Source organism: Streptomyces sp. NPDC056479 (assembly GCF_042795335.1).
Taxonomy (GTDB): Bacteria; Actinomycetota; Actinomycetes; order Streptomycetales; family Streptomycetaceae; genus Streptomyces.
This window is the reverse complement of sequence record NZ_JBHTRZ010000001.1, coordinates 759,767-780,182: the sequence shown is the minus strand read 5'-3', so window position 1 is coordinate 780,182 and position 20,416 is coordinate 759,767. Positions and strand designations below refer to the sequence as shown.

Below are 20,416 nucleotides of genomic sequence, written 5' to 3'. Positions count from 1 at the left end.
ACTAGTCGCTCTCTTCGGTGCGGTGCTCGGTGGACTCGCGGCCGTCGGCCGTCGCGCCTTCCTCACCGGGCTCGCGGCCCGCGGAGGCGAAGGCGGCGAGGCCCGCGAAGGAGGCGTCGGGCGGAACGGCGACGACGGACGTCGTGTCCTCACTGCGCTCCGGTCGCTCGACCACCTCGTGCCGCCTGCTGCGGCGCCGGGGCAGGCCGCCGGGCGTGGTGTCCACCGCGTCGTCGGAGTCGGCCGGGGCCGACTCGGCGACGACCGGCTCGCGGGCCGGAGCGGAGCCACCGGCCTGTGCCGTCGCAGCGGCCGGTGCCGAAGTGGCGGAGGCGGCCGCGGGCAGCGGGCTGAAGTACTTGTGCGGGACCACGACCACCACCGAGGTGCCGAGCCACGGCGAGTCCGCGAAGGTGACGCGGATGCCGTACCGGCGGGCGAGGATGCCGACGACGCGCAGACCGATGTTCGCGTCCTCCGAGATGCCGCCGAGGCCCGCGCCGGGCACGGTGCCCGTGAGGGCGTACTCGGCCTCGCGCTTCTTCTCCTCGCTCAGGCCCTTTCCGGAGTCCTGGATCTCGATACCGACGCCGTTCGGGACCTCCTTGCCGGAGACGACGACCGGCTCGGTGGGCGGCGAGTAGCGGGCGGCGTTGTCCAGCAGGTGGGCGAAGATCAGCGTGAGGTGGTCCACCAGGCCGCCGTCGACGCCGAGTTCGGGCAGGTGGCGTACGTCGATCCGGTGGAAGTCCTTGATCCGGCCGATGCCACCGCGGACCACGCTCAGCAGGCGCTGCGGCTCCTGCCACTGCCGGCCGGGCCGGTCCGAGCCGCCGAGGACGCTGATGCTGGCGGCGAGGCAGTCGGCGGGGCCGATCGCCTGGTCGAGCTCCATCAGACCCCGGGCGACGGCGGGCAGCCGGCCGTGCTCGCCCTGGAGGTCGTGCAGCCGGCCGCGCAGCTTGCTGGTCAGGACGTGGATGCGGTTGCCGATGCCGACCACGGCCTGCTCGGCGGAGGTGGAGCGGTTGAACTCCGTCTCGACGCCGATCAGCGAGGTACGCAGGACCTTGCGCAGGTTGGCCTGGAGCTCGGCGCTGACCTTGGCGCACTGGTTGACGCTCGGCAGAACGTCGTCGATGGAGTCGCCCTCGCGCAGCCGGCGCAGCGCGTCGGGCAGTTGCTCGTCGGCGAGCCGGGTGATGGCGGCGAGCTGGTGGGCCAGCTGGTCCTGCCAGACCTCGGCCTGGTCGGCGAGCTGGGCCTCGTAGGACTGTGCCTGGGCGGCGATCCGCTCCTCGTAGGAGCCGCTCTCCTCGGCCAGTCGCTCCTCGTATGCCCGGGTCTGCTCGGACAGCTGGGCCTCATAGGCCCCGGACTGCTCGGCGAGGCGGCCCTCCATTGCGGCGCGGTCGGCGCTGAACTTCCGCTCCAGGCCCGCCACATGCTGCTGCCACTGCTGCGAGTGCTCGGCCTGCGAGGTGCGGAACTCGCCCTCGGACCGGCGAAGCTGTGCCCGGGTGCGGAGCAACAGGCGTACGCACACGGAGCTGGCGGTGGTGGCCGCGACACCGGCGACGGCGGTGGTTATTCGCTCCGAGCTCATGAAAGTGGCGGCAACGGTCCCACCTCCTAAAGCCAGCGGCATGAGCCACCAGCTGTACCAGGCGACAGGGGGCCGCGCCGCCGGCGGCGGTGTGGCGAGTTCCATCTGCATCCTTCGAGGCGACGATCGAACAGGGGGGTGTGCTAGGCGATCGCACTCATGAGTACGCACCGCGAGACGACCGTTCACGACCGACTCAACTCGCAGCGCTGCACGGGAGCTTATCGGGTTTGAACGCAAAAGGATCAACCGCAAGGCTAGGCGGACGTGAGGGTTCCGTCACTGTCCGCCAAGGGAACGTAAATCGACAAATGCCTTTACGGACCTGAACAGTTGACCAAAACGACCACCCGCCGCCAGGGCTTTCGTGGTCAGTGGGCGGCGGTCGCCTGGAAGGTGCGGCGGTACGTCTGGGGTGACACCCCGATCGCGGCGTGCAGATGCTGGCGCAGGGAGGCGGAGGTGGCGAAGCCGACCTGGCCGGCGATCCGGTCGACCGGAAGGTCGCTGGACTCCAGCAGATGGCGGGCGCGGGTGACGCGCTGCTGGATCAGCCAGCGGCCGGGGCTGAGGCCGACCTCCTCGTTGAAGCGGCGGGCGAAGGTGCGCAGGCTCATCCGGGCATGGCTCGCGAGGTCGGTCAGGGTGAGGGGCTCGTCGAGGTGCTCCAGGGCCCAGGCACGGGTGGCGGCGGTGCTCGCGGCGCCGCTCTGCGGGACCGGCTGCTCGATGTACTGGGCCTGGCCGCCGTCCCGGAAGGGCGGCACCACACAGCGCCGGGCCACGGTGTTGGCCAGTTCGCTGCCATGGTCGGTGCGGACGATGTGCAGGCACACGTCCACCCCGGAGGCCGCGCCGGCCGAGGTGAGGATGCGGCCGTCGTCGACGAACAGGACGTCCGGGTCGAGGTCGACCCGCGGGTAACGGCGTCTGAACAGATCGGTCACCCGCCAATGGGTGGTGGCCCTGCGTCCGTCGAGGAGGCCCGCCTCGGCGAGCACGAAGGCGGCGGTGCAGATGGACACGATGCGCGCGTCCGGGCGGATCCACGCGAGCGCGGCGGCGACCTCGGCGGAGAGCTCGACGGGAATGTACGAGTCGGCGATGGAGGTGATCACCACGGTGCCGGCCGTGGCGAGGATCTCCGGGCCGTGCTGGACCCCGATCGTGAAGTCCGCGTTGCTGCCCACCGGCCGGCCGTCGACGCTGCACGTCAGCACCTCGTACCGGCCGTCGGCCGCGCCGAAGATCCGGCTGGGGATGCCCAGCTCGAAGGGGTAGACGCCGTCCAGCGCCAGCACCACGACCCGTTCCACTCGCCCGTCACCATCCATGGCACGATTCTATCGAAGGTTGGCAATCATGCCATTTTCCTGTGCGGCGGCGCACGGCAGGCTGGTTCACCATGAGCACTGTGAACACCATGCGAGCCATCGGCCAGGACGCCCTCGGCGGCCCCGAGGTCCTGAAGGAAGTGGAACTGGAGCGCCCGACGCCGCGCCCGAACGAGGTACTGGTGCGGGTACGCGCCGCCGGCGTCAACCCGACCGACTGGAAGCACCGCGCGACCGGCGGCTTCCTGGGCGAGCCGCCCTTCGTCCTGGGCTGGGACGTCTCCGGCGTCGTCGAGGAGGTCGGGATCGGCGTGGCCCGGTTCCAGCCCGGTGACGAGGTCTTCGGAATGCTGTCCTACCCGTTCGGCCACGGCTCGCACGCCGAGTACGTCACGGCCCCGGCCCGCACCTTCGCGCACAAGCCCGCCTCGATCGACCACACCCAGGCGGGCGCGCTGCCGCTGGTCTCCCTGACCGCGTGGCAGGCCCTGGTCGAGTACGCCGATCTGCGTCCGGGCCAGCGGGTGCTGATCCACGCCGCGGCCGGCGGCGTCGGCCACGTGGCCGTGCAGATCGCCAAGGCGCGGGGCGCGTACGTGATCGGCACGGCGAGCGCGGGCAAGCACGACTTCCTGCGCGAGATCGGTGTCGACGAGGCGATCGACTACCGGGAGACCGACTTCGCCGAGGCGGTGAAGGACGTCGACGTCGTCCTGGACACCCTCGGCGGCGACGTCTCCACCCGCTCGCTGCGGGTGCTGCGGCCGGGCGGCATCGTCGTCTCGATCCTGCCGGTGGGTTCGGAGGACTTCCACACGGAGGCCGAGCGGCTCGGTGTCCGGGCGCTGCGCATGCTGGTCGACGCCTCGCACAGCGGCATGAAGGCGATCGCGGAGCTGGTCGAGGCGGGGAAGCTGCGCCCCACGATCGCCGGTACCTTCCCGCTGGCCGATGCCGCGAAGGCGCATGCGCTGGGCGACACCGGCCGGACGGCGGGCAAGCTGGTCCTCACGGTCGGCTGAGCCAGGTCGGCTGAGCCAGGTCGGCTGAGCCAGGTCGACCGAGTCCGTTCGACCGAGTCCGTCGACTCGGTCAGAAGGTCAGCACGGGCTTGATCGCCTTGCCCGCGCCCATGTCGCGTACCGCCTGGTCGATGTCCGTGAACGGATAGGTGCTGATCAGGCGGTGCAGCGGGAGCCGTCCTTCCTTCACCAGCCGGACCAGGGCCGGGATGAAGGTCTGCGTCTCGGCGTCGCCGAGGGTGAGGCCGACGATGCGCTTGCCGCCGAGCAACCCGTTGACGTCCAGGGTGACTTCGGTGCCGAACGGCGGGGCGCCGACGACGACCAGGGTGCCGCGGGCGGCGAGCGCGTCGACGCCCTGGCGCAGGACGCCGACGTTGCCCGTGGTCTCCACGACGCCGTCCGCGCCCTGGCCGCCGGTGATCTCGGTGAGCGCCGCACCGAGGTCGGCCTCGGCCGCGTCGACGGTGTGGGTGGCACCCAACTCCCTGGCCAGCGACAGGCGTTCGCCGACCCGGTCCACGGCGACGATGTTGCCGGCGGGGGTCAGCGCGGCCGCCATGACGGCGGACAGACCGACGGCTCCGGCGCCCAGGACGACGACGGTGCTGCCGGTGACCGGCCGCAGTACGTTCCAGACGGCGCCGACTCCGGTCTGTACCCCGCAGCCCAGCGGGGCGATCGAGGCGAGCGGTACATCGGGGTCGACCTTCACCAGGCTGCGCTGATCCACCAGCGCCCGCTCGGCGAAGGAGGACTGCCCGAAGAAGTGGCCGCCGAGTTCCGCGCCGCCCCGGCTGATCGTGCCGCTGCCGTCGGCCCGGCGCCCGCCGATGAGGTTCAGCGGCAGCCAGGTCGCGCAGTACGCCGGGTGGCCGCCCCGGCAGTTGCGGCATTCCCCGCACGAGGTGAACGACAGCACGACATGGTCACCGGGCGCGACGCCGGTCACGGCGGAGCCTACGGCCTCGACGACGCCGGCGCCCTCGTGCCCGAGGACACCGGGCAGCGGGAAGGGCAGTCCGCCGCTCGCCACGCCGAGGTCGGTGTGGCACAGGCCGGTCGCCACCATGCGGATGACGGCCTCGTGCGGTCCGGGCTCGTCGAGTTCGACGTCGGAGAGGGTGAAGGGCGCTCCGCCGGACTCGACGACGGCGGCACGGGTGGGGATGGACATCGCGGGAACTCCTTGGCGAGGGCGCTCAGTCGAGCGAGACGACGACGGACTTGGTGGTGGTGTAGGCGTCGAGCGCCTCGGGGCCGTACTCGCGGCCGAACCCGGAGTCCTTGACACCGCCGAAGGGGACGGCGGGGTCGAGCATCGCCCAGTCGTTGACCCAGACGATGCCGGCGTCCAGCCGGTCGGCGACACGGTGCGCACGGGCCAGGTTGCCGGTCTGGACGCCCGAGGCAAGTCCGTACGGCGTGGAGTTGGCGAGCTCGATCGCCTCGTCCTCGGAATCGAAGGGCTGGACGGTGAGGACGGGGCCGAAGATCTCCTCCTGGACCACCCGGGAGTCGTTCGGCAGGTCGGCGATCACGGTGGGCCGGTAGTAGTAGCCACCGTCCAGATCGAGCCGCTCACCTCCGCAGACGATACGGGCGCCTTCCTTGCGGGCGAGTTCGACGTACTCCTCGACCTTGCGCAGATGCCGCTCCCCCGCCATCGGGCCGATGACGGTCTCGGGCTTGCGGGGGTCGCCGAGCGGCACGCCGGGCACGGCGTCGGCGAGGATGCCGAGCAGGGTGCCGTAGACCTGGCGCGCCACCAGGAGCCGGGGTCCGCCCATGCAGAACTGCCCGGTGTTGAAGACGAAGCCCTTGATGATCGCGCCGACGGCCTTCTCCAGGTCGGCGTCCTCGAAGACGACGTGGGCCGCGTTGCCGCCGAGTTCCATGGTGACCGGCTTGAGCGACTCACCGGCGAGGGCCGCGACCTTCCGGCCGACCGAGGTCGAGCCGGTGAAGGCGACCTTGTCGGTCCCGGAGTGCCGCAGCAGCGCCTCGCCGGCCGCGGGGCCGCCGGTGACGACGTTGACCACGCCGTCGGGTACACCGGCCCGCTTGAACAGCTCCGCCATGTACAGGGCGCTCAGCGGGGTCTCCTCGGCCGGCTTGTGCACCACCGTGTTGCCGGCCGCGAGCGCCGGGGCGATCTTCGAACCGGCCAGGATCAAGGGGAAGTTGTACGGCGTGATCGCCGCGACCACGCCGATCGGCCGGCGCCGGACGTAGGCGAGGGCGTTCATGGGGGTGTCGCGGACGGAGCCGTCGAGCGTGTGGGCGAGGGCGGCGAAGTGCTCGTAGTCATTGGCGGCGTTGGTGACGTCCACGGCGTGGGCGAGCGTGATCGGCTTGCCCACGTCACGGCTCTCCAGCTCGGCTATCCGGTCGGCGTTCTCCCGGATCAGCTCGGCGATCCGGTGCAGGACCCTGCCGCGCTCCCGACCGCTCAGCCCCGACCAGGCGCCGTCGTCGAAGGCCTCCCGCGCGGCGCGCACGGCCGCGTCCACATCGGCGACGCCGGCGTCCGCGACGGTGGTGACGGCCGTGCCGCGGGACGGGTCGACCACCTCGGTGCGCGCTCCGTCGGCGGCCTCGCACCACCGGCCTCCGATGAACAGCCGACCGGGTTCGATCTCGAAGGTGGTCATCGCCACTCCTCAGCCTTGTCGCCAAGCTTTCAACAAACAGGATTCCTGCGTGTTCGCAGTCTCATTACAGACAGGATTCCTGTCAATGCTCTAGGCTGAACGCATGCTCGACGCCAAGGCAACCAAGGCACCACCGTCGCTGCTCTACATGGTGAAACAGGTGGAGCTCGTCGTCCGCTCACACCTGGACGAGCTGGTCAGACCGTCCGGGATCACGGCACTCCAGTACACGGCGCTCACCGTGCTTCAGCGGCACGACGGACTGTCGGCCGCACAGCTGGCCCGCGACTCCTTCGTCACGGCCCAGTCGATCGCCGATCTCGTACGGAGCCTGGAGAACCGCGGGCTGGTCCGCCGGGAGCGCAATCCGGACAGCCGCCGGGAGCTGCTGATCCTGCTGACCGACGCGGCCCGCGAGCTGCTCGCCCGGCACGAAGGGCCGGTGCGGGAGCTGGAGGAGCGGATGGTGCGCGACCTCACGGCCCATCAGACCGAGCAGTTCCGCCAGGCGTTGTCGAAGGCCTGGCACGCGCTGTCGTAGCCACGTCCCGAACATCGGGCGAATCATCTGTCGCAATTCAAAGACATATGTCAATCGAACATGCTCAGATTCGCTCGATCGAGGGTAACTTGCAGTGCGGGGACTGGATTTGAGCAGCCCGCCTCAAGTGAACAGGTTGGAGGCGATGTCGTAGTGCAGCAGGATCATGCGCCGTTCAGCCGGCATCTGCGCGTCCACCGGCACCGGGACCACACGGTGCTGGAGTTCCTGGGCGAGATCGACATCGCCGCGGCGGTGGAGATAGCCCCGTACCTGGACCGGGTGACGACACACCCCGAAGCGCGGATCGTGATCGACCTCAGGAGCGTCGAGTTCTTCGACTGCTCCGGACTGCGCCTGCTGTACCGCGCCCGCAGCCGGGTGCATGAGCACGGCGGGCAGCTGCACCTGGTCTGCACCCACCCGCTGACCCTGCGCGTCCTGAGGATCACCGGCCTGTCGCGGCTGCTGCCCCCGCATCCGACGCCGGACGCGGCCCTGGGCCAGCCCGAGGCCAGGTCCGGCACATTATGAGGGGTCGAGCCGCCTCGATGAGGGCACTGAGCCCAGTCTTGCCGTCTATTCGGTTCCGGGCGCGTCGAACAGGGCGCTGACGGACTCCCCGTTGTGAATACGACGTACCGCCTCGGCGAGCGCCGGAGCGATCGAGAGCACCCGCAGCTTCTCGGTGCGCTCCTCCGTCTCAATCGGCACGGTGTTGGTGCACACGATCTCCAGTACGTCCGGCTGCTCGCCGATCCGCTTCAGCGCGCCCGACGCGAACAGGCCGTGCGTACAGGCGACACGGATCGAGCGCGGCCCCAACTCCCGCAGCCGGTCGAGAAGTTCGAGGACGGTACTGCCCTTGGCGATCTCGTCGTCGAGGATGATGACATCCCGGTCGGTCACATCGCCGATGACCGAGCTGATGGTGACCCGGTCGTCCGCGAACCGTTGCTTGGCCCCGGCGGCCACCTGGGCGCCGATCAGCCGTGCGAACGCGGCGGCCTCCTTGGCGTTGCCGAGGTCCGGCGAGACGACGGTGGTGCGGGTCAGGTCGTACTGCCGGAAGTGCACGGCGAGTTCGCGCAGCGCGTGCAGGTGGTCGACCGGCACCGTGAAGAAGCCGTGCACCTGAGGGGCGTGCAGGGTCATGGCGAGGACGCGGCTCGCTCCGGCCGCGACCATCAGGTCGGCGACTAGCCGGCCGCCGAGGGAGATGCGCGGCGCGTCCTTCTTGTCGGAGCGGGCGTAGGAGTAGTGCGGCATGACCACGGTGATCCGGCTCGCGGACGCCCCGCGTGCGGCGTCGCACATCAGCAGCAGCTCGACCAGGTGCTCCTGCACCGGCCTGACCAGGGGCTGGATCAGGAAGACGTCCCGTTCCCGGCAGTTGGCCTGAAGCTGTACCTCCAGGCAGTCGTTGGCGAAACGACTCACCCGGGTCGGGCTGAGCGGCACCCCCAGGTGAGAGCAGACCTCTGCCGCAAGTTCGGGGTGGGCACTACCGCTGAACACGGCGATCTCTCGCACGATCCGCTCCTCGCATGATCATTCCGGGTGGCGGACTCATGCTACTGACGTCTGCAGAAACGTTGCGGCTCGTGGGCGGGCACGGCGTGTGGTGATCGCCTCACCACGACACGGGCAACCGGCGCGGGCTCCGTGTCATCTGCCCCTCCCGCCACTGAACGGTCTCGGTCCTGAACTCGGCACGCAGGCCGGGAAGGCGGACGGCGAGGCGGTGCAGAGCCAGTTCGAGCTCCAGTCGGGCGAGCCAGGCGCCCAGGCAGTGGTGGGCGCCGGCACCGAAGGCGATGCCGGGCGAGGTCAGGGGCGCGAAGAGATCGGGCTCGCCCGGCGGGAAGGCCTCCGGATCACGGCCGGCCGAGTTGGTCTGCAGGGCGACCACGCTGCCCGCCGGGATCAGCACGCCACCGACCTCGGTGTCCTCGACGGCCCGGCGGATCAGACCGGGCAGGACCCGGCCCTCGCTGAGCGGGATGGTCCGCAGCAACTGCTCGGTCGCGGTGGCCGCCGCGTCCCCGTCCTCGGCGAGCCCGGCCCAGGCGGCCCGCCCGTCGGTGAGCAGATACACGACGGCGTTGCCGAGCGCCGTCATGGTGGTCTCGTGCCCGGCGACCACCAGTCCGCACACCAGACCGACCAGCCGGCGCTCGTCGATCCTGAGCTCGTCCCCGGCCGCGACCAGCCCGCTCACCAGGTCGTCACCGGGTGCGCGGCGCCGCTCGGCCACCAGCGCACCGGCGAAGTCCCCGAACTCGCGCATGGCCAGGCCGACTTCCCCTGCGGTGTGGGCGCCGCCGGACAGGGCGTGGTCGGCCCAGTGCCGTATGCGCTCACGGTCCACGTGCTCCAGCCCCATCAGACGGCAGATCACCGAGACGGGCAGCGGACGCGTGAACCCCTCGACGATGTCGGCGGGGCGGTCGTGCCCGGCGAAGTCGTCGAGCAGCGCGTCGACGACGGAGGCGACCCAGGGGCGCCAGCGGGCGATGGCCCGGGGGGTGAACGCCCGTTGCACCGTGCCACGCAGCAGCTGGTGGGCGGTGCCGTCCTGGTTGAGCAGTCCGTCGGGGGCGTCCAGCAGATTCGGTACGACGAGCAGGGGCGGGGCGTCCGGCGCGTGCAGCGAGCTCCGGTCGAACCGTGGGCTCATCAGCACCTGCCGCACTTCGGCGTACCGGGTGACGATCCACACCGGGGTGCCGGTGGCGAGGGTGCCCAGCCGGGGCGGGCCGGGCTCGGGAAGGGGGACGCGATGCATGGGCGGAAGCGGCCGGGAGGTGCTCTCTGCGCTCATCCGGGACTCCAGACGCGCCGGTACGGGCGGTCACCACGCTAGTGCGCCGCCCCTGCTCCGGTCAGCGGCGGCAATCGGACAACGAACCGGTCCGAGAAGGGATTTGGGGGTATCCGAACAGCAGGGAAGGAGGGACGTCGACATGACGACTCCCATCAGGCGCATCAACAAGCGCATGCCCGGCTGGGCGAAGGCGGTGAGCGCCCTCGTGCTCGTGCTCGTCGTCTTCTTCGCCGGGATCCGGCTGAGTGTGATCCCCGGCCTCAAGGACCTGTTCGGCACCGAGACCAACGACCGCTCGGGTCCCGCGCTGCTCCAGTCCATCCAGGACATGAGCCGCTACGACGCCGCCTCCGGCAACTTCCAGATCGTCGTGGATCTGGAGAAGGACGCCAAGTTCCTGCCCGACGCGATCCGCGGCACCCGCACGCTGTATGTCGGCGCGGGCACCGTGGACGCCTATGTCGACCTCGGAAAGGTCGGCGAGGACGACGTCACGGTCAACGGCGACCGTACGTCCGCCACCCTTCGCCTGCCGCACGCCGCTCTCGGCAAACCGTCGCTCGACCCCGACCGCTCCTACGCCGTCTCCAAGCAGCGCGGTCTGCTCGACCGGCTCGGCGACCTCTTCTCGGACAACCCCAACGGCGAACAGGCCGTGCAGAAGCTGGCGGTACGGCACATCGGCGACGCCGCCAAGCAGAGCGGGCTGACCACACGCGCGGAGACCAACACCACCAACATGCTCGAAGGACTGCTTCACTCCCTCGGCTTCAAGGAGGTGAAGGTGACCTACGGGGCCTGATGCCTCAGGACAGCAGTCCGGGCAGGGCCAGTGCCCCGAGCACGGTCGCGCCCACCAGCAGCCAGGCCACGTAGTCCCCGACATGCCCGGACTGCAGCCGCCTCAACGGCAGTGCCCGGTCCGGGGCCGCGAGCAGCCCCGGCCGGGTGACCGCCACGGCGGCGAGCCCCAGGGCCAGCGCCGTCGAGGTGAGGTCCAGCAGCACACCGGCCGGGCTCCAGTGCGGTGCGGGGACCACGGCACCGCCGGACCCGGCCTCGTTGACGGCGTGCGACACCACCTCGCCGAACCCGGGGGCCAGGCCGACGGCCAGCGCCCCGGCGAGCAGCACGGCGGGGACGGCGGTCATGGTGTCGGGGATCCGGCCGAGCCGGTGCCGGGTCTCGGGCCGCTCTTCGATCCCCGTCGTCTCGTACTCGGTGCCGTCCTCGGGTGCCGGGCCGAGCCCGAGGAACACCCGGGCCGCGACCCGCAGCACCGCCCCCGCGGTGACGGCGGACGCGGTGACGTACAGCACGGTGAGCGGGCCGCCCACCGCCTCCTCGGTGACGGCCTTGCCGAACCCGGTGCCGAAGGGCGGGAGCCCGGCGAGTGCGAGGCCGCCCACGGCGTACAGCACGGCGACGCCGCGCAGTTCCCGGGCCCTGCCGTGCAGGGCGTGCTCGTCGACGTTGCCGTACCGGTCGAGGAGGATGCCCGTGCAGGCGAACAGCGCGGCCTTCACCCCGGCGTGCCCGAGGACGTACAGCGCGACCCCGTCGTCGGCCTCGGGCTTCAGCACGCCGATGCCGATCAGGAACAGCCCGGTGTGGGCGACCGTCGAGTACGCCAGCAGCCGCTTGATGTGCCGCTGGTACCAGCACATCACCGCGCCGATGACCGCCGTCACCGCGCCCAGCACGAGGAGCACGCGTTCCAGGTCGGCCGCCGGGATGCCGCCGGGTCCGGCGAAGACCGTGCCGTACACCCGCCAGACGCCGTAGACGCCGAGTTCGACCATGACGCCCGACAGCAGCATGCACACCGGGGTGGGGGCGACGGCGTGGGCGTCCGGGAGCCAGAAGTGGAAGGGGACCGCGGCCGCCTTGACCAGCAGGCCGGTCAGGACGAGGACGAAGGCGGCGAGGACCAGCGCGTCCGGCGGTCCGTGCGCGTCGAGGCCGCGGCCGATCTGCGCCATGGCGAGCTCGCCGGTGCGGGCGTAGAGCAGCGCGATGCCCATCAGCATGGCGTACGCGCCGAGGGAGGTGACGACCGCGAAGGTCAGCGCGCCCTGGACGGCCTTGGCCTCCTCGACCCGGGTGCCGGTCAGCGCGTAGGCGACGACGCTCATCAGCTCGAACCACACGAACGCGTTGAACAGGTCGCCCGCGATCGAGAATCCGCACATGCCGGCCTGGAAGAGCAGTATCAGCGCGGGGAACGAGCCGGCGTGCCGGCGCGGGGGTTCGTCGAAGTAGTGCCAGGAGTAGACCAGGGCCGCGAGGGTGAGCAGCGAGGCCAGGGCCGCCATGCCGAGCCCCGGGCCGTCCCCGATCAGAACGATCCCGACGCTGCGGCCGTCGACGGGCGTCCAGCCGCCGGCCCATTCGGCCATCGGCGGCGAGGAGTTCAGCAGCAGCACGATCGCGAGCCCTGCGGTGCCCGCCGAGACGGCGCAGCCCAGCGATTCGGCGAGGACACGGGGCAGGAAGCGTCCGGCCGCGACCAGCAGGGCGGCTCCGAGGAGCGGAACGGCGACGAGCAGCGGCAGCAGGTCGTTCATCAGCCGCGCAGCTCCGTCAGTTCGTCCGGGTCGACGGTGCCGTGCCGTTTGGCGACCTGGATGACGAGAGCCAGGAGAAGGGCGGTGACGGTGGCGCCGACGACGACATCGGTCAGGGCCAGAGCCTGGACGACCGGATCGACGACGGGGCGTGAGCCGGGCTCGATGTCGGAGAACACGGGGGCGGTGGCGCCGTCGCGGTAACCGACGGCCAGCAGCAGCACATAGGTGCCGCACTGGCACACGGACAGACAGCCGACGGCGTGGATCAGATTGCGGCTGGTGGCGAGGCCGTAGCAGCCGACGAGGAAGACCCATGCGGCGACGAGGTACGGCACGACGTCCATCACGGCGCTCACTTCGCGCTCTCCTCCTCGATCTCGACGGCCTGGTCCAGGAAGCGGGCGAGCAGCACGACGACCGCGCAGGCGACCTCCATGCCGACGGCCGCGTTCAGCAGCGGCACCGTGCCACCGGAGGACAGCGTGTTGAACGTGCCGTACGGCAGCAGGGTGTTGGCGAGGAACGCGGTGCCGCCGATGAGGCCCGCGAGACCGGTGACCAGGTAGGCGGAGGCCGACAGGGCGTCGCCGACCTCGAACAGACCGACCGGGCGGATGCGTTCCAGGGCGCGGTAGTCGGCGCCGAGGTAGAGCAGGTGCAGGGAGGTCGCGGTGACGACGCCGCCCTGGAATCCGCCGCCGGGGCTGAGCTGTCCATGGGCGATGACGTACAGGCCGACCACCAGAGCGATCGGCAGGACGACGAGGGCGTAACGGCGTACGGGTGGCGCCACGTCGGCGGGTTCGGGCGGGGCGCGGTGCTCGTCGCGGGTCTGGCGCAGCAGGACGACACAGCCGACGACGGCCGCGAACAGGATGGTCATCTCGCCGAGGGTGTCGAAGGCGCGCTGGTCGAAGTTGACGGAGGCGATGGTGTTCGCGGTGTGCCGGTCGAGCGATGCGTGGACCGCGCGCTCGCCATAGGGGTGGCGGTCGCCGCCGAAGTCCGGCAGTTGCAGGCAGGCTGCGACGAGAAGCGCGGCGAGGCCGGCGAGGCCGAGGGCGACGATCCCGAGCCGGGTGCGCGGGTTCACCGCTCACGCCCCTTCCGCCGCTTGACCTTGCGGACCGCCAGGAGCAGCAACAGCGGGGTGAGCGCACCGCCGACCGCCAGCTGCGACAGGGCGACGTCGGGTGCCTGCAGCACGGTGAACAGCACGGCGAGCGCCACCCCGAGGAGGGCCAGCACCAAGGCCTGGCGCACGGGGTCACGGACCAGTACGGCCACGGTCGCGCCCACGGCGACCAGCAGCAGCGCGACGACGATCACCGCGTCAGCCACCACGCACCCCCGCGAAACCGCCGGACAGCGCGCGGGAGGCGACGACGTTCCCGCCGACCAGCAGCGCGCCGGTGACGAGGAGCTTGACCATCGCCCGGCTCGGTCCGGCCACCGCGCACAGCGCCAGTACCACCACCGCGCCGAGCCCCGCGGCCGCCCAGGTCAGGCCCCAGGCGCGCGGGGGGTCCCCGGCGAGTTCGTCGGCGAGCAGACGGGCGAAGACAAGGGTGCCGACCGGGCCCAGCAAGGCGAGCACCAGGGCGAGATCGACATACGCGGGGCGGTCGTAGGCCTGGGCCAGCAGGAGCAGTCCGGGGCAGGCCAGGGCGGTGGAGAGGTTCTGGGCCACGACGCGACGCCGCAACGGGCCGGTGGCGACGCCCCAGAGAGTGGCGCCCACTCCCCCGCCGAGCACGACGGTCGCCGCGAGGAGCCAGCCGTTCATCGTCCGGTCACCGCCCGGCGCGCGGCGACCGCGGCCAGCGCCGCCAGGCCGGCGACGCCCGCGCCGACCGTGAGTTCCAGGATGTCCACGGTGCTGATGAGGACCAGCCACAGCACGGCGAGCCCGGCCCACCAGGCCAGGAACTCGGCCGCGGTGAAGAGCGCCGTACGCCGGTACATACGCCACCTCCGCGGGCCAGATGTCCGTTGTTTCCGCTCCGCGTCATCCAAGCACCGCCCCCTGGGACAGGGGCGGCGGCACGCGCGGGTCTCCGCCCGGAGTGCCCCGACAGCGTCAAGGGAAACCGACCGGGATCACGTCCGGTCGGGCAACACGGTGGGCATCGCCTCCCGGTACCGGGGTAATCCCCATAGAACGAAGGGACGTTGAAGACTGGAGGATCGCATGGCCCGTGGAACCCCACATTCGCGTGCCGCACTGCACCCCGGCACTCTCAAATCCTCAGGCACCGCCAAGTCGTCCGCGGGCGGCCGCAAGTCGGCGACCGGCGCGAAGGCGAAGGGCAACGCCAGATCGAAGGGCGCCGCCACATCGAAGAGCTCCGCCAAGTCCGGGCGCGCCCCGCGATCCGGACGAAGTCCCCTGCGCGTTCTCGCCCGGCTCGTGGCGATGCTGTGCGCCTTCGCGTTCATGGTCGCCTTCGCCGTCGTACTGGCGAAGCTGACCCTGCAGCCCTCGCCCGCGTCGGAGGCCCTGACGCACACCAACCTGCAGCCGGGCAGCACTCTGCGGGCCTATCTGGACCAGCCCGAACTGCGTGACGCCGTACGGCAGATCGGCGGCAATGTGCTGCTGGGTGTTCCGTTCGGCATCCTCGTCCCCGTCGTCGCCCCGAGGACACGCGGCGTTCTGCGCGTCCTGCTGCTGACGGCGATCGTGATGCTCCTCGTCGAGTTCGCGCAGGGCGCGCTGGTCACGGGACGCGCCTTCGACATCGACGACGTCATCCTCAACACCTCCGGGGCCCTGGTCGGCTACGTCCTGCTGGGACGGCGGCTGAGCCGCGCGGTGCACGCCCGGCGGCCCCGCTCCTCCTAGCCGGGTCCGGCCTGGCCCAGCACCAGCTGGACGATCGCCACCGTGCCGACCACGACGATGAACGCGCGCAGTACGACGGGACGCAGCCGGCGGCCCACGGTCGCACCGAGGTGACCGCCGGCCGCGGATCCGATCGCGAGCAGGGCCACGGCCGTCCAGTCGAAGTCGGCGACGACGAGGAAGAAGAGCGCGGCGGTGGAGTTGACGACGGCGACGAGGACGTTCTTGACCGCGGTGAGGCGCTGCAGACCCTCGTCGAGGAGCATGCCCATCAGGGCGACGTAGATAATGCCCTGGGCGGCCGCGAAGTAGCCGCCGTAGACGCTGGCCAGGGTCAGTCCGGCGAGCAGCAGGGGGCCGCCGTCGGGGCGGGCGGGCCGCCCTGTCCGGGCCCGGCGGTCGCGCAGTCGCCGGCTGATCAGCGGCTGGAGCACGACCAGCACGAGCGCGAGCCCCACCAGGACCGGCACGATCCGCTCGAACGCCGAGGCGGGCAGGGCCAGCAGCAGCGTGGCCCCGGTGAGTCCGCCGGCCAGTGCGCCGGCGCCCCACTTCAGGATGCGCCGGCGCTGGCCGCTCAGTTCGTGCCGGTACCCGATGGCCCCGCTGATCGAGCCGGGGATCAGGCCCAGCGCGTTGGAGACCGTGGCGGTGACGGGCGGCAGGCCGGTCGCGAGCAGCACCGGGAACGTGATCAGCGTCCCCGAGCCGACGACGGCGTTGACGGCACCGGCGGCGACACCCGCGCCGAGGACGGCGAGCAGCTCACCCATGTGTGCGGCGTTCATGGCGAGCAGCCTAGGAATTCAACAGTTCGGCAGGGGGCGAAGTGTGACGGACATCGCGCGTGAGCCGGTCTGCCTGTCCTGACGGGGCACCGCCAACTTCTGGTCCGTACCAAGGTATTGACGCCCTCTTATCTCACTCCTTAAATCAAGTGGCGACACCTTCACCCCCCACCACGGTCGGCGTATCCCGTCCCTCGGGTCGCCGTACGGAAGGGAGCACGATGGCCTCCCCACGCCTGCTCCGCAATGCTCTGCTCGCCGCGCTGTCGGCCGTTCTGGTCGCGTCCGCCGCGATCGGCCCCGCACAGGCGGAACAACCGGACGTCTCGGCAGCGGCGGTGACGTTCTCGGACAACTTCGACGGGGCCGCCGGCTCCGCGGTCGACTCGTCGAAGTGGCAGATCGAGACCGGCGACAACGTCAACAACCACGAGCGGCAGTACTACACCTCGGGCAACAAGAACGCGGCGCTGGACGGCCAGGGTCACCTGGTGATCACGGCCCGGCGGGAAAACCCGGCCAACTACCAGTGCTGGTACGGCACCTGCCAGTACACCTCGGCCCGGCTGAACACCTCAGGCAAGTTCACCGCCCAGTACGGGCACGTCGAGGCACGCATGAAGGTGCCCCGCGGACAGGGCATGTGGCCGGCGTTCTGGATGCTCGGCACACCGGTCAACTGGCCCGACTCGGGCGAGATCGACATCATGGAGAACGTCGGCTTCGAGCCGTCCACCGTGCACGGCACCATCCACGGCCCCGGCTACTCCGGCTCGGGCGGCATAGGCGCCGGCTACTCGCTGCCGAACGGGCAGGCCTTCGCCGACGCCTTCCACACCTTCGCCGTCGACTGGGCGCCCGACTCCATCACCTGGTCCGTGGACGGCAACGTCTACCAGCGGCGCACTCCGGCCGACCTGGGCGGCAGGCAGTGGGTGTTCAACAAGCCGTTCTTCCTGATCCTGAACCTCGCGGTGGGCGGCTACTGGCCCGGCGACCCCGACGGCTCCACGGTGTTCCCGCAGCAGCTGGTGGTGGACCACGTCTCGGTGACCACCGGCGACACGGCCATCGGCACGGCGATCAAGGGCCTCGGCGGCAAGTGCGTCGACGTGGCCGGGGCGAGCTCCGCCAACGGCACACCGGTACAGCTCTACGACTGCAACGGCACCGCCGCCCAGCAGTGGTCCGTCGGCTCGGACGGCACGCTCCGCGCGCTCGGCAAGTGCCTGGACGCCACCGGCAACGGCACGGCGGACGGCACGACCGTGCAGTTGTGGGACTGCGGCGGCGGCGCCAATCAGAGATGGACGGTCACCGCGGCACGCGACATCGTCAATCCACAGGCCGACAAATGCCTCGACGTGACCGGGAACAACTCGGCCAACGGCACCCGGCTGCAGATCTGGACCTGCACGGGCAGCGGCAACCAGAAGTGGACGGTCGGCTGACCGCGCCGTCCAGGCCGCCTAGTGCCGACGCCAGGTGAACTTGTCGCCGCCGACCCAGCGGACCACGTCCGGGTCGTCCAGGTCATGGACCCTGATGCCGTAGAGGGCGGCTGTCTCCAGGACGTCGGTGACGGTCCTCGCCGAGCCGACGACCACGCCGTCGATCTCCATGATGCGGAACGGAGGCGTGCCCGGCTGAACCCCGAGCACCATGATCCGCGGCTGTGAGATGTGCGGGCTCGCGCTTTCGGTCATGGATAGAGCGTAGAACGCAACCCGCGTCAACGGGTCCTTCAGGTCATAAGGGGCTTTCAGGTCATCCGCCTGCGGATCGCCGCCCCGCCCGGCCCTGTCCGCGCCGCCGTGCGGGCGCGACAGGGCCGGGGAACCCTGGAGGAGGAGGTGGCAATGGATCCCGTGGAGGCGCTGAACCGGATCGCCTTTCTGCTGGAGCGGTCCCTGGAGCCGACCTATCGCGTACGCGCCTTCCGTACGGCGGCCCGGGTGCTGGCGGAGCTGCCCGCGGACGAGGTGCGGGCCCGGGCGGAGGCCGGCACGCTGGAGTCGCTGCGGGGCGTCGGGCCGAAGACGGCCCAGGTGGTGCGTGAGGCGCTGGCCGGTCAGGTGCCCGGTTATCTGACCGACCTGGAGAGCCGGCCCGCGGCCGGTCCGCCCGAGGGGGGCCGGGAGCTGTGGGAGCTGCTGCGCGGGGACTGCCATCTGCACTCCGACTGGTCGGACGGCGGCAGCCCGATCGAGGAGATGGGCCGGACGGCGGCCGAGCTCGGGCACGAGTGGGCGGTGCTGACCGATCACTCGCCCCGGCTGACCGTCGCCCGCGGACTGTCCGCCGACCGGCTGCGCGAGCAGCTGGACGTGGTGGCGGAGCTGAATACGACCTGGGCACCCTTCCGGCTCCTCACCGGCATCGAGTGCGACATCCTCGAGGACGGCTCCCTCGACCAGGAGCCCGAGCTGCTCGAGCGGCTCGATGTCGTGGTGGTGTCCGTCCACTCCAAGCTGCGCATGGACGCCCGCGCGATGACCCACCGCATGGTCACCGCCGTACGCGATCCGCACGCGGACATCCTCGGCCACTGCACCGGGCGGCTGATCACCGGGCGGGGGCGGCCGGAGTCGGAGTTCGACGCGGACGAGGTGTTCGCGGCCTGCGCCGAGTCAGGAACGGCGGTGGAGATCAACAGCCGGCCCGAGCGGCTGGACCCGCCGCGGCGGCTGCTGCGCCGGGCCGTCGAGACGGACGTGCTGTTCTCCGTCGACACCGACGCGCACGCGCCCGGACAGCTGGACTGGCAGCGCTACGGCTGTGCGCGGGCGGAGGAGTGCGAGGTGCCCGCCGAGCGGATCCTCACCACCTGGACGGCGGACGAACTGCTGGCCTGGACGCGCGAGAAGTCGGCGCGTCCGACCCCGTGACGCAGATCACCGCCCGGTGCGGTAATCCCAGGAACACCCGCCGGTAGTTTCCCGTTGAACCAGCCGTGGGTGTGGATGGGACAGTGTCCCCGGGCCTCACCTTTTGCCCACAGGGACGATCGTTCGGCTGAAGCCCTGTGGAGCGTTCCGCCGAGAGGCGACCGCCATCCGCACCCACCTCTGACCGCCCCGACCGGAATCCCCCGTCCGGCCGGGGCTTTCTTCTGTCCGGCTTCTGATCCGGCTTCCGTTCCGGCTCCCGTTCGGGCGCGTGCTCACGAGTCGGCTTGACTTCGAGAGCACTCCAATTCGTAGCGTTCCGGACATGAGCACTGCACAGCACAAGATCGGCTCCGGTTTCGGGGCCACCAGCACCGCGGACGATGTCCTCCAGGGCATCGACCTGACCGGAAAGCTCGCGATCGTCACGGGCGGCTACTCGGGCCTCGGCCTGGAGACCACGCGGGCCCTCACCAAGGCGGGCGCCCAGGTGGTCGTGCCCGCGCGCCGCCGGGCCACGGCCGAGGAGGCGCTGTCCGGCCTCGCCGGTGTCGAGGTGGACGAGCTGGACCTCGGCGACCTGGAGAGCGTGCGCGGCTTCGCCGAGCGGTTCCTCGCCTCCGGCCGCACCGTCGACTTCATGATCGACAACGCCGGGATCATGGCCTGCCCGGAGACCCGGGTCGGGCCCGGCTGGGAGGCGCAGTTCGCGACCAACCACCTCGGCCACTTCGCGCTGGTCAACCGCCTGTGGCCGGCGATCGAGCCGGGCGGCGCCCGCGTGGTCTCCGTGTCCTCACGTGGCCACCACCTGTCCGGGATCCGCTGGGACGACGTGCACTGGCGGCACGGCTACGACAAGTGGGAGGCGTACGGACAGGCGAAGACCGCGAACGTCCTGTTCGCAGTCCACCTCGACAAGCTCGGCGCCGAGCGCGGCGTGCGGGCCTTCGCACTGCATCCGGGCGGCATCCTCACCCCGCTGCAGCGTCACCTCCTGAAGGAGGAGATGGTCGATCGCGGCTGGATCGACGAGCAGGGCAACATGATCAACCCGGAGGCCTTCAAGAGCCCGGAGCAGGGCGCGGCGACCCAGGTGTGGGCCGCGACATCGCCGGAGCTCACCGGCATGGGCGGTGTCTACCTGGAGGACTGCGACATCGCCGAGCCCGCCGTCGAAGGCGACGAGCGCGGTGGCGTCAAGGACTGGGCGGTCGACCCGGCGCAGGCCGCGCGGCTGTGGGAGCTTTCCGCGGAGCTGACCGGTGTGAACGCGTTCGCCGCGTAGCCCGGGATCGGACGTTCGAGCGCCCCTGACGGGGTACTCGAACGACCCGTCCC

The 20,416-nt window shown here is 71.1% G+C and carries 22 protein-coding genes; 8 read left to right on the top strand and 14 right to left on the bottom strand.

What is annotated here, in order from left to right; translation table 11 throughout:
• Position 1: 1 nt before the first annotated feature.
• Together ACFQ6S_RS03515 and ACFQ6S_RS03510 are read right to left on the bottom strand one after the other, a co-directional pair.
• Complete coding sequence (locus ACFQ6S_RS03515) at positions 2-1,711, bottom strand: ATP-binding protein (protein WP_383404298.1); 1,710 nt, start codon at positions 1,709-1,711, stop codon at positions 2-4.
• Positions 1,712-1,977: 266 nt separating this feature from the next.
• A complete protein-coding gene (locus ACFQ6S_RS03510) occupies positions 1,978-2,940 on the bottom strand; it encodes a GlxA family transcriptional regulator (RefSeq protein WP_383402811.1) in 963 nt (320 codons plus the stop codon).
• A gap of 71 nt (positions 2,941-3,011) precedes the next feature.
• On the opposite strand from ACFQ6S_RS03510, the gene ACFQ6S_RS03505 reads away from it, so the two are divergent.
• Positions 3,012-3,962: an NADP-dependent oxidoreductase gene (locus ACFQ6S_RS03505; protein ID WP_383402808.1), complete on the top strand. Its 951-nt coding sequence runs from the start codon at positions 3,012-3,014 to the stop codon at positions 3,960-3,962.
• A gap of 70 nt (positions 3,963-4,032) precedes the next feature.
• Here the strand turns inward: ACFQ6S_RS03505 and ACFQ6S_RS03500 are convergent, their stop codons facing one another.
• Together ACFQ6S_RS03500 and ACFQ6S_RS03495 are read right to left on the bottom strand one after the other, a co-directional pair.
• Positions 4,033-5,139, bottom strand: a complete 1,107-nt coding sequence (locus ACFQ6S_RS03500; RefSeq protein ID WP_383402805.1) for an NAD(P)-dependent alcohol dehydrogenase — start codon at positions 5,137-5,139, stop codon at positions 4,033-4,035.
• Between the two features lie 25 nt (positions 5,140-5,164).
• Positions 5,165-6,616 (bottom strand): aldehyde dehydrogenase family protein, encoded by a 1,452-nt coding sequence (locus tag ACFQ6S_RS03495; protein WP_383402803.1) that lies wholly within the window; start codon positions 6,614-6,616, stop codon positions 5,165-5,167.
• A 103-nt stretch (positions 6,617-6,719) separates the two neighbouring features.
• Here ACFQ6S_RS03495 and ACFQ6S_RS03490 point away from each other — a divergent pair, with 103 nt between their 5' ends.
• Both ACFQ6S_RS03490 and ACFQ6S_RS03485 read left to right on the top strand, forming a co-directional pair.
• On the top strand, positions 6,720-7,157 hold the full coding sequence (locus ACFQ6S_RS03490) for a MarR family winged helix-turn-helix transcriptional regulator (RefSeq protein WP_383402800.1): 438 nt from the start codon (positions 6,720-6,722) through the stop codon (positions 7,155-7,157).
• A 153-nt stretch (positions 7,158-7,310) separates the two neighbouring features.
• Complete coding sequence (locus ACFQ6S_RS03485) at positions 7,311-7,691, top strand: anti-sigma factor antagonist (protein ID WP_383402798.1); 381 nt, start codon at positions 7,311-7,313, stop codon at positions 7,689-7,691.
• A gap of 45 nt (positions 7,692-7,736) precedes the next feature.
• On the opposite strand, the gene ACFQ6S_RS03480 is transcribed toward ACFQ6S_RS03485, so the two are convergent.
• Positions 7,737-8,690, bottom strand: a complete 954-nt coding sequence (locus ACFQ6S_RS03480; RefSeq protein ID WP_383402795.1) for a ribose-phosphate diphosphokinase — start codon at positions 8,688-8,690, stop codon at positions 7,737-7,739.
• A 100-nt stretch (positions 8,691-8,790) separates the two neighbouring features.
• Positions 8,791-9,981, bottom strand: coding sequence for a cytochrome P450 (locus tag ACFQ6S_RS03475; RefSeq protein ID WP_383402793.1), 1,191 nt, complete (start codon positions 9,979-9,981; stop codon positions 8,791-8,793).
• A 142-nt stretch (positions 9,982-10,123) separates the two neighbouring features.
• Here ACFQ6S_RS03475 and ACFQ6S_RS03470 point away from each other — a divergent pair, with 142 nt between their 5' ends.
• Positions 10,124-10,786 carry a DUF4230 domain-containing protein gene (locus tag ACFQ6S_RS03470; protein WP_383402789.1) on the top strand — a complete coding sequence of 221 codons (663 nt, stop codon included), beginning with the start codon at positions 10,124-10,126 and terminating at the stop codon, positions 10,784-10,786.
• Positions 10,787-10,790: 4 nt separating this feature from the next.
• Here ACFQ6S_RS03470 and ACFQ6S_RS03465 read toward each other — a convergent pair whose 3' ends face one another.
• Genes ACFQ6S_RS03465 through ACFQ6S_RS03440 form a run of 6 tightly spaced genes read right to left on the bottom strand, consistent with a single transcriptional unit; the run spans position 10,791 to position 14,519 of the window.
• On the bottom strand, positions 10,791-12,551 hold the full coding sequence (locus ACFQ6S_RS03465; protein WP_383402788.1) for a complex I subunit 5 family protein: 1,761 nt from the start codon (positions 12,549-12,551) through the stop codon (positions 10,791-10,793).
• The gene (locus tag ACFQ6S_RS03460; RefSeq protein WP_383404296.1) at positions 12,551-12,898 is read right to left on the bottom strand and encodes a sodium:proton antiporter; all 348 of its coding nucleotides are present in this window, start codon (positions 12,896-12,898) and stop codon (positions 12,551-12,553) included. The genes ACFQ6S_RS03465 and ACFQ6S_RS03460 overlap by 1 nt, the downstream gene beginning before the upstream one ends.
• An 8-nt stretch (positions 12,899-12,906) precedes the next feature.
• Positions 12,907-13,647, bottom strand: coding sequence for an MnhB domain-containing protein (locus ACFQ6S_RS03455; protein WP_383402785.1), 741 nt, complete (start codon positions 13,645-13,647; stop codon positions 12,907-12,909).
• Positions 13,644-13,895, bottom strand: a complete 252-nt coding sequence (locus tag ACFQ6S_RS03450; RefSeq protein ID WP_383402782.1) for a Na(+)/H(+) antiporter subunit B — start codon at positions 13,893-13,895, stop codon at positions 13,644-13,646. The genes ACFQ6S_RS03455 and ACFQ6S_RS03450 overlap by 4 nt, the downstream gene beginning before the upstream one ends.
• Positions 13,888-14,340, bottom strand: coding sequence for a monovalent cation/H+ antiporter complex subunit F (locus ACFQ6S_RS03445; protein WP_383402779.1), 453 nt, complete (start codon positions 14,338-14,340; stop codon positions 13,888-13,890). Before ACFQ6S_RS03445 ends, ACFQ6S_RS03450 begins: the two co-directional genes overlap by 8 nt.
• Positions 14,337-14,519, bottom strand: a complete 183-nt coding sequence (locus ACFQ6S_RS03440; protein WP_383402776.1) for a hypothetical protein — start codon at positions 14,517-14,519, stop codon at positions 14,337-14,339. The genes ACFQ6S_RS03445 and ACFQ6S_RS03440 overlap by 4 nt, the downstream gene beginning before the upstream one ends.
• A 226-nt stretch (positions 14,520-14,745) precedes the next feature.
• Here ACFQ6S_RS03440 and ACFQ6S_RS03435 point away from each other — a divergent pair, with 226 nt between their 5' ends.
• Positions 14,746-15,399, top strand: coding sequence for a VanZ family protein (locus ACFQ6S_RS03435; RefSeq protein WP_383402773.1), 654 nt, complete (start codon positions 14,746-14,748; stop codon positions 15,397-15,399).
• Here ACFQ6S_RS03435 and ACFQ6S_RS03430 read toward each other — a convergent pair.
• Complete coding sequence (locus ACFQ6S_RS03430; protein ID WP_383402770.1) at positions 15,396-16,187, bottom strand: sulfite exporter TauE/SafE family protein; 792 nt, start codon at positions 16,185-16,187, stop codon at positions 15,396-15,398. The genes ACFQ6S_RS03435 and ACFQ6S_RS03430 overlap by 4 nt on opposite strands.
• Positions 16,188-16,408: 221 nt before the next feature.
• Between ACFQ6S_RS03430 and ACFQ6S_RS03425 the strand changes: the two genes are divergently transcribed.
• Positions 16,409-17,638 (top strand): ricin-type beta-trefoil lectin domain protein, encoded by a 1,230-nt coding sequence (locus ACFQ6S_RS03425; RefSeq protein WP_383402767.1) that lies wholly within the window; start codon positions 16,409-16,411, stop codon positions 17,636-17,638.
• Between the two features lie 18 nt (positions 17,639-17,656).
• On the opposite strand, the gene ACFQ6S_RS03420 is transcribed toward ACFQ6S_RS03425, so the two are convergent.
• The gene (locus tag ACFQ6S_RS03420) at positions 17,657-17,893 is read right to left on the bottom strand and encodes a hypothetical protein (RefSeq protein ID WP_383402765.1); all 237 of its coding nucleotides are present in this window, start codon (positions 17,891-17,893) and stop codon (positions 17,657-17,659) included.
• A 153-nt stretch (positions 17,894-18,046) separates the two neighbouring features.
• Here ACFQ6S_RS03420 and ACFQ6S_RS03415 point away from each other — a divergent pair, with 153 nt between their 5' ends.
• A complete protein-coding gene (locus tag ACFQ6S_RS03415) occupies positions 18,047-19,075 on the top strand; it encodes a PHP domain-containing protein (protein WP_383402762.1) in 1,029 nt (342 codons plus the stop codon).
• Between the two features lie 325 nt (positions 19,076-19,400).
• Positions 19,401-20,363 (top strand): SDR family NAD(P)-dependent oxidoreductase, encoded by a 963-nt coding sequence (locus tag ACFQ6S_RS03410; protein WP_383402759.1) that lies wholly within the window; start codon positions 19,401-19,403, stop codon positions 20,361-20,363.
• Positions 20,364-20,416: the final 53 nt, after the last annotated feature.

Bases quoted from the DNA above. Each gene is read 5' to 3' on its own strand.
- ACFQ6S_RS03415 (WP_383402762.1), top strand. From the start codon at position 18,047: ATGGATCCCGTGGAGGCGCTGAACCGGATCGCCTTTCTGCTGGAGCGG.
- ACFQ6S_RS03495 (WP_383402803.1), bottom strand. From the start codon at position 6,616: ATGACCACCTTCGAGATCGAACCCGGTCGGCTGTTCATCGGAGGCCGG.
- ACFQ6S_RS03460 (WP_383404296.1), bottom strand. From the start codon at position 12,898: ATGGACGTCGTGCCGTACCTCGTCGCCGCATGGGTCTTCCTCGTCGGC.
- ACFQ6S_RS03410 (WP_383402759.1), top strand. From the start codon at position 19,401: ATGAGCACTGCACAGCACAAGATCGGCTCCGGTTTCGGGGCCACCAGC.
- ACFQ6S_RS03445 (WP_383402779.1), bottom strand. From the start codon at position 14,340: ATGAACGGCTGGCTCCTCGCGGCGACCGTCGTGCTCGGCGGGGGAGTG.
- ACFQ6S_RS03440 (WP_383402776.1), bottom strand. From the start codon at position 14,519: ATGTACCGGCGTACGGCGCTCTTCACCGCGGCCGAGTTCCTGGCCTGG.
- ACFQ6S_RS03500 (WP_383402805.1), bottom strand. From the start codon at position 5,139: ATGTCCATCCCCACCCGTGCCGCCGTCGTCGAGTCCGGCGGAGCGCCC.
- ACFQ6S_RS03490 (WP_383402800.1), top strand. From the start codon at position 6,720: ATGCTCGACGCCAAGGCAACCAAGGCACCACCGTCGCTGCTCTACATG.
- ACFQ6S_RS03505 (WP_383402808.1), top strand. From the start codon at position 3,012: ATGAGCACTGTGAACACCATGCGAGCCATCGGCCAGGACGCCCTCGGC.
- ACFQ6S_RS03465 (WP_383402788.1), bottom strand. From the start codon at position 12,551: ATGAACGACCTGCTGCCGCTGCTCGTCGCCGTTCCGCTCCTCGGAGCC.
- ACFQ6S_RS03475 (WP_383402793.1), bottom strand. From the start codon at position 9,981: ATGAGCGCAGAGAGCACCTCCCGGCCGCTTCCGCCCATGCATCGCGTC.
- ACFQ6S_RS03430 (WP_383402770.1), bottom strand. From the start codon at position 16,187: ATGAACGCCGCACACATGGGTGAGCTGCTCGCCGTCCTCGGCGCGGGT.
- ACFQ6S_RS03425 (WP_383402767.1), top strand. From the start codon at position 16,409: ATGGCCTCCCCACGCCTGCTCCGCAATGCTCTGCTCGCCGCGCTGTCG.
- ACFQ6S_RS03435 (WP_383402773.1), top strand. From the start codon at position 14,746: ATGGCCCGTGGAACCCCACATTCGCGTGCCGCACTGCACCCCGGCACT.
- ACFQ6S_RS03510 (WP_383402811.1), bottom strand. From the start codon at position 2,940: ATGGATGGTGACGGGCGAGTGGAACGGGTCGTGGTGCTGGCGCTGGAC.
- ACFQ6S_RS03470 (WP_383402789.1), top strand. From the start codon at position 10,124: ATGACGACTCCCATCAGGCGCATCAACAAGCGCATGCCCGGCTGGGCG.
- ACFQ6S_RS03515 (WP_383404298.1), bottom strand. From the start codon at position 1,711: ATGGAACTCGCCACACCGCCGCCGGCGGCGCGGCCCCCTGTCGCCTGG.
- ACFQ6S_RS03420 (WP_383402765.1), bottom strand. From the start codon at position 17,893: ATGACCGAAAGCGCGAGCCCGCACATCTCACAGCCGCGGATCATGGTG.